Genomic DNA, 10090 nt, shown 5'->3' on the forward strand with positions numbered 1-10090 from the left:
GGCTCTGTGTGGCGCGCGATCGTCCTCCTAGAATCGACCGCATGGCAATCCAGCGCAGGGTGAAGTCCGTCGAACGCTCGATGGCGGAGACACACGACGAGAAACGGTCTCTGAAGCGCTCCCTGGGGGTGTGGGACCTTGCCGTCATGGGGGTCGCGGTCGCCGTCGGGGCCGGGATCTTCTCGGTCGGCGCGGAGGCATCCGCCCGACATGCCGGCCCCGCGGTGATCATCTCCTTCATCATCGCCGCGACCGTGTGCGGCCTCGCCATCCTCTGCTACGCCGAGTTCGCCTCCTCGATCCCGGTCGCCGGCTCCGCGTACACGTTCACCTACTCGACGCTCGGGGAGTTCCTCGCCTGGATCATCGGCTGGGACCTGATCCTCGAGATGCTCATGGCATCCGCCGTGATCGCGAAGTACTGGGGGGTCTACCTCGGCGATGCGGTGTCGCTGTTCGACCTCGAGATCCCGATGACGCTCCAGCTGGGGCCGCTCAGCTTCGACTGGGGTCCCGTCGTCATCGTCGCGATCTTCACCGTGCTGCTGGCCCTCGGCACGCAGCTGTCCAGCCGCGTCAACAGCGTGTTCACCGTGATCAAGGTCGCGATCGTGCTGTTCGTCATCGTGGTGGGGCTGTTCTTCATCAACGGCGCCAACTACTCCCCGTTCGTGCCGCCGGCACAGGAGGGGGTGGCGTCGGAGAGCGCATGGACCCAGTCGCTGTTCTCGTTCATGACCGGCGCCGATCCCTCGATCTACGGCGTCTTCGGCATCCTCAGCGGTGCGGCGCTGGTGTTCTTCGCGTTCATCGGCTTCGACGTCGTCGCCACCAGCGCCGAGGAGACGAAGGACCCCAAGCGCACCGTTCCCCGCGGCATCATGCTCGGCCTCGTGATCGTGACCGTGCTCTACGTGCTGGTCGCGATCGTGATCACCGGGATGGTCTCGTACACCGAGCTCGCGAAGCTGGACGAGCCCTCGCTGGCGAGCGCGTTCGAGCTCGTGGGAGCGACCTGGGCGGCGCAGGTGATCGCGATCGGCAGTCTCGTCGGTCTGACCACGGTCGTCATGGTGCTGCTGATGGGGCTCGCCCGCGTCGTGTTCGCGATGAGCCGCGACGGCCTGCTGCCCCGCTCGCTGAGCGTGACGGACGCCAAGCGCGGCACCCCGATCCGGATCCAGCTGATCGTCGGTGTGGTCATCGCGATCATCGCGGGCTTCACCGACGTGCAGGTGCTGGGCGACATGATCAACATCGGCACGCTGTCGGCCTTCGTCCTGGTGAGCATCGGGGTGCCGATCCTCCGCAAGACCCGCCCCGACCTCGAGCGCCCGTTCACGGTGCCGCTGTCGCCGTGGCTGCCCTGGATCTCGGCGATCGCCTGCTTCTGGCTGATGCTGAACCTCAGCACCGAGACCTGGGTGCGCTTCGCCGTCTGGCTCGCCTTGGGGCTTGTCATCTACTTCGCGTACTCACGTCGGCACTCGCTGATCGGACGGGAGCTCGCGGAGGACGCTCTCGGCGGCATCCGTCAGAAGCCGCTGTCCTGAAACGCGGAGAGCGCCGTCCCGGATGACCGGGACGGCGCTCTCGTGTGCGTCCGTGGGGAATCGTCCGAAACTCAGTCGTCGAGCAACTCGGCCTCGACCACATCGTCCTCGTCGGACACGGGCTGGGGTTCGGGCGTCGTCGAGGTGAGCACGAGGCCCGCCCCGTCGGCAGCCACGTCCACCCGCACCGTGTCGCCGTCGTGCACGCCACCCGAGAGCAGCGCGGTCGCCAGCTTGTTCTGCACCTCGCTCTGGATGAGGCGGCGCAGTGGCCGGGCACCGAACATCGGGTCGTACCCGCGCTCGGCGAGCCAGGCTCGCGCATCCGGTGTCACGGCGAGCGTGAGCCGGCGGTCCTTCAGCCGGTCGTGCAGCTGGTCGACCGAGAGCTCCACGATCTGCGCGAGGTCGTCTTCGCTGAGCGCCGAGAACATCACGATGTCGTCGAGGCGGTTCAGGAACTCCGGACGGAACGCCTGCCGCACGAGGGCCATGACCTGGTCGCGCTTCTCATCGGGTGCGAGCACCGGGTCGATGAGGATCGGCGACCCCAGGTTCGACGTGAGGATCAGGATGACGTTCGTGAAGTCGACCGTGCGACCCTGGCCGTCGGTCAGACGACCGTCGTCGAGCACCTGCAGCAGCACGTCGAACACCTCGGGGTGCGCCTTCTCGACCTCGTCGAGCAGGATCACGCTGTATGGACGGCGCCGCACGGCCTCGGTCAGCTGACCGCCCTGCTCATAGCCGATGTATCCGGGAGGGGCGCCGACGAGTCGCGAGACCGAGTGCTTCTCGCCGTACTCCGACATGTCGATGCGCACCATGGCGTGCTCGTCGTCGAACAGGAACTCCGCGAGAGCCTTGGCCAGCTCCGTCTTGCCGACACCGGTCGGGCCGAGGAACAGGAACGAACCGGTCGGTCGACCGGGGTCGCTGATGCCCGCGCGCGAACGCCGCACGGCATCCGAGACCGCCTTGACGGCATCCTTCTGCCCGATCAGGCGCTTGCCGAGCTCGTTCTCGAGGTGCAGGAGCTTCTCGCTCTCACCCTGCAGCAGGCGTCCGACGGGGATGCCGGTCCACGCGGCGATCACGGCGGCGATGTCCTCTTCGGTGACCTGCTCGTTGACCATGCGGGGTTCCGCGGGGGTCGCGGCCTCGGCCTGCTCGGCCTCGGCGATGTCGCGCTCCAGTCGCTTGATCGTCTCGTACTCCAGCTTCGAGGCCTTCGTGTAGTCGGCGTTGCGCATGGCGAGGTCGCGCTGCGTGATCGCGTCGTCGAGCTGCTTCTTGAGCTCACCGACGCGGTTCAGCCCCTGACGCTCACGGGCCCAGCGGGCCTCGAGTCCGGCGAGCTGCTTCTCCAGACCCACGAGCTGCTCGCGGAGGGCACTGAGACGCTCCTTCGAGGCCGCGTCCTTCTCCCGCTTGAGCGCGAGCTCCTCGAGCTTCATCCGGTCGACCTGACGCTTGAGCTGGTCGATCTCGACGGGAGAGGAGTCGATCTCCATCTTGAGCCGCGACATCGACTCGTCGATCAGGTCGATCGCCTTGTCCGGCAGCTGCCGCGCGGGCAGGTACCGGCTCGACAGTGCGGCTGCCGCGACGAGTGCGCTGTCCGAGATCGTGACACCGTGGTGCGCCTCGTAGCGACCCTTGAGCCCGCGGAGGATCGCGATCGTGTCCTCGACCGTGGGCTCGCCGACGTAGACCTGCTGGAAGCGGCGCTCGAGAGCGGCATCCTTCTCGATGAACTCCCGGTACTCGTTGAGCGTGGTCGCGCCGATCAGGCGCAGCTCGCCGCGGGCGAGCATCGGCTTGAGCATGTTGGAGGCCGCGACCGATCCCTCGCCGCCGCCCGCACCCATCAGCACGTGCAGCTCGTCGATGAAGGTGATGACCTGTCCGTCGGACTCGGTGATCTCCTTGAGGACCTGCTTCAGCCGCTCCTCGAACTGGCCGCGGTACATGGCGCCGGCCACCAGTGCGGAGATGTCGAGGGTGACCAGCTCCTTGTCCTTGAGGGACTCGGCGACATCGCCCGCGACGATGCGCTGGGCGAGTCCTTCGACGACGGCGGTCTTGCCGACGCCGGGCTCGCCGATCAGCACGGGGTTGTTCTTCGTGCGGCGAGTGAGGACCTGACTGACGCGACGGATCTCGCTGTCGCGTCCGATCACGGGGTCGAGCTTTCCCTCACGGGCGCGATCGGTCAGGTTGATGCCGAACTGCTCGAGGGCGGACTGCTGGTCTTGATTCTGGGAACCGGTCTGCGGGGTGGTCATGCGCTCCTCCTGGAGATGCTCCTTCTGGTCGTCTCCCGCCTGCCAGGTCGGCAGCCGGGATCAAAGTTGAGTGGTGTTGACTCAAGTTTAGCACCTGAGCGCCTTCTCCTCCAGTCCCCCGCCGCCGAGCCTGCGCTCAGCGCTCCCGCACGACGGCGTCCCAGATCGCGGCCGCGACCGCACGTTTCGCACCGGATGCCGTGCCGGCGACCTCCCCGCCCTGACCGAGGATCTGCACGGCGTTCTCCGCGCTCTCGAACCCGCGCTCCCAGCCGACCTCGTTCACGACGAGCAGGTCCACGCCCTTGCGCTGCTGCTTCCCGCGAGCACGGGCGAGCAGCTCGGCCTCGTCCTCGGGAGTCTCCGCCGCGAAGCCGACCACCAGCTGGCCTGGCCTCCGCGCCGACACCAGCGCGGCGACGATGTCCTCGTTCTCGATCAGCTCGATGGTGGGAACGCCGCCGCTCTCCTTGGTGAGCTTGCGGTCCGACACCTGCACGGGTCGGTAGTCGGCGACCGCCGCCGCCATCACGACCACATGGGCATCTGCAGCCTCCCGCTTCATCGCCTCTGCGAGCTCGGCGGCCGCGCCGACGGGGACGATGCGGATCGACGGATGCCGCGCCTCGACGAGCACGTCACCGGAGATGTTCGCCGACACCAGGGTCACCTCTGCCCCGCGGGCGGCGGCTTCCGCGGCGAGCGCTGTGCCCTGCCGGCCGCTGGAGCGATTGCCGAGGAAGCGCACCGGATCGATCGGCTCGCGGGTGCCGCCGGCGGAGACCACCACGCGTACTCCGGCGAGGTCGCCGGGGGCCAGCAGCGCCTGGGCCGCCGCGAAGATCTCCTCGGGCTCCGACATGCGCCCCGGTCCGCTGTCTCCGCCCGCGAGTTCGCCGTCGGCCGGCCCGACCACGTGCACGCCGCGCTCCCGCAGCGTCGCGATGTTCGCCTGCGTCGCCCGGTTCCTCCACATCTCCGCATGCATGGCCGGGGCGATGAGCACCGGGGCCTCGGTCGCGAGCAGGGTCGTGCCGAGGAGATCGTCGGCGAGCCCCGCGGTGATCTTCGCGATCGAGTTCGCGGTCGCCGGTGCCACGATCACGAGCTCGGCGGCCTGACCGAGGGCCACATGCCGCACCTTCGCCACGTCCTCGTGCACGCTCGTGGTGACCGGATGTCGACTGATCGCCTCCCACGTCGGCAGCCCGACGAAGCGCAGCGCGTCTTCGGTGGGCACCACGGTCACGTCGTGCCCACCCTTCGTGAGCAGGCGCACGAGGTGCACCGTCTTGTACGCGGCGATGCCGCCCGTGACCCCGACGACGATGTTCACGTCTCGATTCTGCCCCAGCATGCGCCGCCGCGGGTCGACGTCGTCGTCCTCGATCTAGACTTGCCACCGTGTGCACGGTCGTGATCGATGTCGAGGATGCCGGTACCGCACGACTTCTCGCGGTCCGCGACGAGGATCCGCTGCGGGCGTGGGACTCGCTCGGAGCCTGGTGGCCGGAAGACCACCCCGGCGTGATCGGGATCCGCGACCGGCGAGCAGGCGGGGCGTGGCTCGCGGCGAATCCCGCGGAACGCCGACTGGCCGTGCTGCTCAACCGCGCGGACGTGCACGATCTCCCCGAGGCGCACGCGGTCTCCCGCGGCTCCCTCGCCCTCGAGTCGGTGCGCGGCCGTTCACCGGAGGCGCCTCTGCCGATGCACGGCTTCAATCTGCTCGAGGTCGGGCCCGAGGGGGCGCGGGTGCTGTCCTGGGACGGAGCGGAACTGCGCGAGACGCCCATCGAGCCCGGCACGCACATGATCGCGCACGACGACCTCGACGATGCGACGACTCCGCGGATCGAGGCGTGGCTGCCGGAGTTCCGCGCCCTCGGTCCGACCGCCGACAGCCCGGACTGGACCGCCGAGTGGACGGCGCTGCTCGCGTCCTCGGCCGAGCTGGCGCCCGAGGACGACCGGGCGATCATCCGCGACAACCGTCCGCACGGCTACCCGACGCAGTCGCTGCTGTACTGCATCGCGTCGGTCACGGCCGACGGCGTCGAGGTGCGCGACGTCACGCTCCCGTCTCCGGCCCACTGGTCCGAATGACCCCGGCGGCGGCGCGTGCGGCTCAGGCTGCCGGCACCGCCGCCTCCTCGGCGCAGGAGAACCGCGCGCGGTAGGCCGTGGGTGTGACACCGAGCACCCTGGCGAAGTTCTGCCGCAGGACGGCCGCCGATCCGAAGCCGCATTCGTCGGCGATGTGGTCGAGCGGCAGGTCGGTGCGCTCCAGCATCCGCTGCGCGTGGATGATGCGCTGGCGGGCGAGCCAGGCTGCCGGCGTCGCGCCGTACTCGGCCTTGAAGCGGCGGGCGAAGGTGCGGGGCGACATCAGCGCTCTGGCCGCGAGCTGATCGACTCCGAGGTCGTCGCGCAGGTGCTCGACAGCCCAGTCGGCGACGGCGGCGAGCGAGTCGGTGGCGACGACGGGGATCGGGCGGTCGATGAACTGCGCCTGGCCGCCGTCGCGCTGCGGAGGAACGACCATGCGGCGGGCGATGCGGTTGGTGAGCTCAGCGCCCACCTCCTGCCGGAGCAGGTGCAGGCACGCGTCGATCCCGGCGGCCGTCCCCGCACTCGTGATGATCTTGCCGTCCTGCACGAACAGCACGTCGGGGTCGATGTCGATCTGCGGGTACATCGACGCCATGACGTGCGAGTACATCCAGTGCGTGGTCGCTCGGCGGCCGTCGAGCACCCCGGCGGCGGCCAGGATGAACGAGCCGCTGCAGACGCTCATCACCCAGGCTCCGCGCTCGACCGCTCTCCTGGCGACGTCGAGCAGGAGAGGATCGATGTCTCCCCAGCGCTCACGAGGGAGCGGGCAGAACACCACGAGGTCGGCCTCGTCGGCGAAGGACAGGTCGTGCTCGACGTTGACCGAGAAGCCGATCTTCGACTGCACGACCCCGGCGCGGGGCGCGACGATGCGGAAGTCGAAGTTCGGGACCCCGTCGTCGGAGCGGTCGAGTCCGAACGCCTCGCAGGCGACACCGAACTCGAAGGGCGCGAACCCGTCCTGGATGACACAGGCGACCGTTTTCATGCATGCTCCCGATTGGCAGTTTTCGTTCGTTCGAAGTCTATTCTGCCACTCGTGGCTGTTCAACATCGAACGTAGCGTTTCTGCCATGATACTCGTCATCGCACTCATCGCACTCGCCGCGTGGGCGACTGTCGCGACGGTCATCGAACTGCGCCGCGACGGTTACCGCTCCACCCCGACGGACTGGAACCGCATCGCCGGACGCGACCTCAGCCAACAGGCCGAGTCGGGTCACGGCTACCGCTGATCCCGGCGACCGCGACCCCGCCGTGCGGCGCACCCGTGCGCCCCCCCGGCGACCGCGGCTACGCTCGACCCCATGAGCGAGCCCCAGCAGCCTCCCGTTCCGCCCGCCGCACAGCCGCACCCGACATCGCCTCCCGCTCCGCCCGCCGCACACCTCCCGGCCGCCCCGCAGTACCCGGCCGTCCCGCAGCACCCTGCCGGCAGCAACCCGCTCGGCCGCACGGCGTTCGTGATCGCGGTCCTCACCCTGGCGATCAATCTCTTCAGCTCCGTCGCCCGACCGTTCGTCTACAGCGGCGGCGACGGGTTCGAGATCATGCTCGCCATCGACAACGGCATCGGCATCCTCAGCTTCCTCGCCTACGTCGCGGCACTGGTGCTGGGCTTGATCGCGGTGCGCCGTGCCGCACCGCAGCTGCTCACGGGCATCGCGATCGGGATCGCCGGCGCCGGCGCCATCGGACTCGCGTTCAGCGGCCTGACGATCGGGCTCTACCAGTACCTCTGAGCACGCGCTCGTAGAGGTCGACCATCGCGGCGGTCCGCGACGACTGCCGGAACGCCTCGGCCACCTCGGGAACCGGCGTCGGAGCGGTGCCGCCGGCGATGTCGGATGCCGCGCGCCGCAGCGTCTCGGCGAGCGCGGCAGTTCGGCGCGCCTCGAGATCGCTCCCCGTGGTCGTGGGGCCCGCATCCGGCACGGCCCAGAGTCCGCCGCCGAGTTCCGCGGCGATATCGGGGTCGCAGATGACGGAGGGCGTGCCGAGCGTAGCCGCCTCGAACGGGGTCATCCCCTGGGTCTCGAAGCCGATCGACGTCTGCACGAGCGCGTCGGCCGCGGCGATCCGCGCCAGGGTCTGCGGGTAGGTCAGACGACCGGCGAAGCGCACGCCGTCGCGCCCGCGGACGATCTTCTCGGCCGCCGCGCGCTGCGCCCCGCCGCCGATGATCTCGAGGTCCGCGTCGACGCCGGATGCGACGAACGCCTCGAGGAACGGCAGCAGGCGCTTCTCCGGACTCATCCGCCCGAGCCAGACGAACCGCGGTCGTCCGGGTTCCCGCGCGTCTGGGAGGGCGGCCAGGGTCTGCTCCCGGATGTCGTCGTCGATGCCGTTCCAGATCACGTCGACACGAGGGAAGACGTCATGCTGCTCGAGGCGACGAGCGAAATGCGTCGACGGAGCCGTGACGGCGGATGCTCCGGCCGCGAGGCCCCGCAGGAACGCCCAGCCGTCCGCTCCGCGCTCCGGATTCCCGATGCCGCGCATCGCACCTCGGCGCCAGACGTTCAGGGCAGCGAGCACGGGACGGTGCAGCGGGGTGACCGCCGCGATGCCGACGTCGACGCGGTTGTGCATCGTGTGCACGACCGGGATGCCGTGACGCTGCGCGTAGCGGTGCCCGATGAACGCGCCCCAGAAGTCGGCCTGCACGTGCACCAGATCCACCGGCGGCCTGCGGGTCATCGCCCCGTCGAGGAAGCGGTCGGTCGCGCGGCCGGGCCAGCTCATCGAGTACTCGCGGTCCGTCGTGATCGGCATCGACGGCAGGTCGATGTACGCCCCGCCGTGGGAACCGGACGAGGCGCGTGCACCGTGCATCTTCGGAGCGACGACCGTGACCGTGTGACCGGCGCGTTCGAGGAACTCCCGCTGGAGCCGCATCGACACCTGCGCCCCGCCGAGGGAGTCGAGGTGCTGATCGCCGAAGAAGACGATGTGCATGGCGGGTTACTCCGGCAGCGGCTCGTCGCGGTACAGCGCTTCGAAGGTGTCGAGGGTCCGGTTGATGTCGTGGATCGCCACACCGTCGAGCGAGGCACGCTGCATCCGCTCGTACTCCGCAGGGTCCGCGGTGAGCACATCGGTCAGGCGAGCGGCGAGCTCGTCGACGTCGCCCGGCTCGAACAGGTAGCCGTTCTCGCCGTCGTGCACGAGGTGCGGGAGGGCGACGGCATCCGCGGCGACGATCGGCAGCGCCGAGGCCATCGCCTCCATCGTCGCGATCGACTGCAGCTCGGCGATCGATGCGATCACGAACAGGCTCGCGCGCGACAGCAGCGCGCGAAGGTCCTCGTCGCTGGTACGACCGTGGAAGGTCACGCGGTCGGCGAGCCCGAGCTGAGCCGTGAGGTGCTCCAGCTGCTTGCGCTGGTCGCCGCCGCCGACGATGTCGAACGTCGTGTCGAGCGCGGGGTCGAGCTTCGTCATCGCCTTGAGGATGACCTCGACCTGCTTCTCGGCGGTGAGGCGGCCGACGAAGATGATCCGGTTCTTCTCGCGGGGCGCGATCACCGGCGTGTACTGCGTGCGATCGATGCCGCAGCTGACGGGGATGACGCCCTGCACCTCGACGGTCTTCTCGAGGAAGTCCGCTGCCCGACGGGTCGGCGTCGTGATCGCACGGGTCAGATCGAAGGTGCGCTTCGCGTCGGCCCAGGCGAACTTCAGCACGAGGTCGTCGATGAACTTGGGCATGGTCGTGTGATCGAGGATGTTCTCAGCCATCACGTGGTTGGTCGCGATGACCGGGATGCCTCGTTCGTGCGCGATGTACGCGAGGCCGCGGCCGATCACGATGTGCGACTGGATGTGCACGACATCCGGCTGCACGTGGTCGATGACCTTGCGGGCATAGGGCTTCGAACGCCACGGCCAGACGAACCGCAGCCAGTCGTGCGGGGCCCAGCGCACCGAAGGAAGCCGGTGCAGGGTCATCGGCTCGCCCTCGATGACCTCGGTGTGCGGCTGCGCACGGCGATAGGCCTGGTTGGGGGCGACGACGTGCACGTCGTGTCCGCGCTGCACGAGGCCGGCGGCGAGCCGCTCGGCGAAGCGGGCAGCGCCGTTGATGTCGGGCGCGAAGGTGTCGCAGCCGATCACGATCTTCAGCGGGCGGGG

9 protein-coding genes are annotated in these 10090 nt (G+C 69.3%); 4 read left to right on the forward strand and 5 right to left on the reverse strand.

The window, feature by feature from the left end:
• Positions 1–41 precede the first annotated feature (41 nt).
• A complete protein-coding gene (locus CQ045_RS18220; RefSeq protein WP_105726361.1) occupies positions 42–1553 on the forward strand; it encodes an APC family permease in 1512 nt (503 codons plus the stop codon).
• Positions 1554–1624: 71 nt separating this feature from the next.
• Here the strand turns inward: CQ045_RS18220 and CQ045_RS18225 are convergent, their stop codons facing one another.
• The gene (locus CQ045_RS18225) at positions 1625–3841 is read right to left on the reverse strand and encodes an ATP-dependent Clp protease ATP-binding subunit (RefSeq protein ID WP_105726364.1); all 2217 of its coding nucleotides are present in this window, start codon (positions 3839–3841) and stop codon (positions 1625–1627) included.
• A gap of 136 nt (positions 3842–3977) precedes the next feature.
• Complete coding sequence (gene coaBC, locus CQ045_RS18230) at positions 3978–5177, reverse strand: bifunctional phosphopantothenoylcysteine decarboxylase/phosphopantothenate--cysteine ligase CoaBC (protein ID WP_105726380.1); 1200 nt, start codon at positions 5175–5177, stop codon at positions 3978–3980.
• A gap of 68 nt (positions 5178–5245) precedes the next feature.
• On the opposite strand from coaBC, the gene CQ045_RS18235 reads away from it, so the two are divergent.
• A complete protein-coding gene (locus CQ045_RS18235) occupies positions 5246–5947 on the forward strand; it encodes an NRDE family protein (protein ID WP_105726366.1) in 702 nt (233 codons plus the stop codon).
• 22 nt (positions 5948–5969) lie between these two features.
• On the opposite strand, the gene CQ045_RS18240 is transcribed toward CQ045_RS18235, so the two are convergent.
• A complete protein-coding gene (locus CQ045_RS18240; protein WP_105726368.1) occupies positions 5970–6944 on the reverse strand; it encodes a GlxA family transcriptional regulator in 975 nt (324 codons plus the stop codon).
• 85 nt (positions 6945–7029) lie between these two features.
• Here CQ045_RS18240 and CQ045_RS18930 point away from each other — a divergent pair, with 85 nt between their 5' ends.
• Together CQ045_RS18930 and CQ045_RS18245 are read left to right on the forward strand one after the other, a co-directional pair.
• On the forward strand, positions 7030–7191 hold the full coding sequence (locus tag CQ045_RS18930) for a hypothetical protein (RefSeq protein ID WP_181156639.1): 162 nt from the start codon (positions 7030–7032) through the stop codon (positions 7189–7191).
• A gap of 72 nt (positions 7192–7263) precedes the next feature.
• On the forward strand, positions 7264–7698 hold the full coding sequence (locus tag CQ045_RS18245) for a hypothetical protein (protein ID WP_105726370.1): 435 nt from the start codon (positions 7264–7266) through the stop codon (positions 7696–7698).
• Here the strand turns inward: CQ045_RS18245 and CQ045_RS18250 are convergent.
• Positions 7661–8914, reverse strand: a complete 1254-nt coding sequence (locus tag CQ045_RS18250) for a glycosyltransferase family 4 protein (RefSeq protein WP_105726372.1) — start codon at positions 8912–8914, stop codon at positions 7661–7663. The genes CQ045_RS18245 and CQ045_RS18250 overlap by 38 nt on opposite strands.
• A gap of 6 nt (positions 8915–8920) precedes the next feature.
• The coding region (locus tag CQ045_RS18255) for a glycosyltransferase (RefSeq protein WP_105726382.1) at positions 8921–10090 on the reverse strand (1170 nt) is incomplete at its 5' end.

The sequence above is a fragment of the Microbacterium sp. MYb66 genome, assembly GCF_002979435.1.
Lineage (GTDB): Bacteria > Actinomycetota > Actinomycetes > Actinomycetales > Microbacteriaceae > Microbacterium.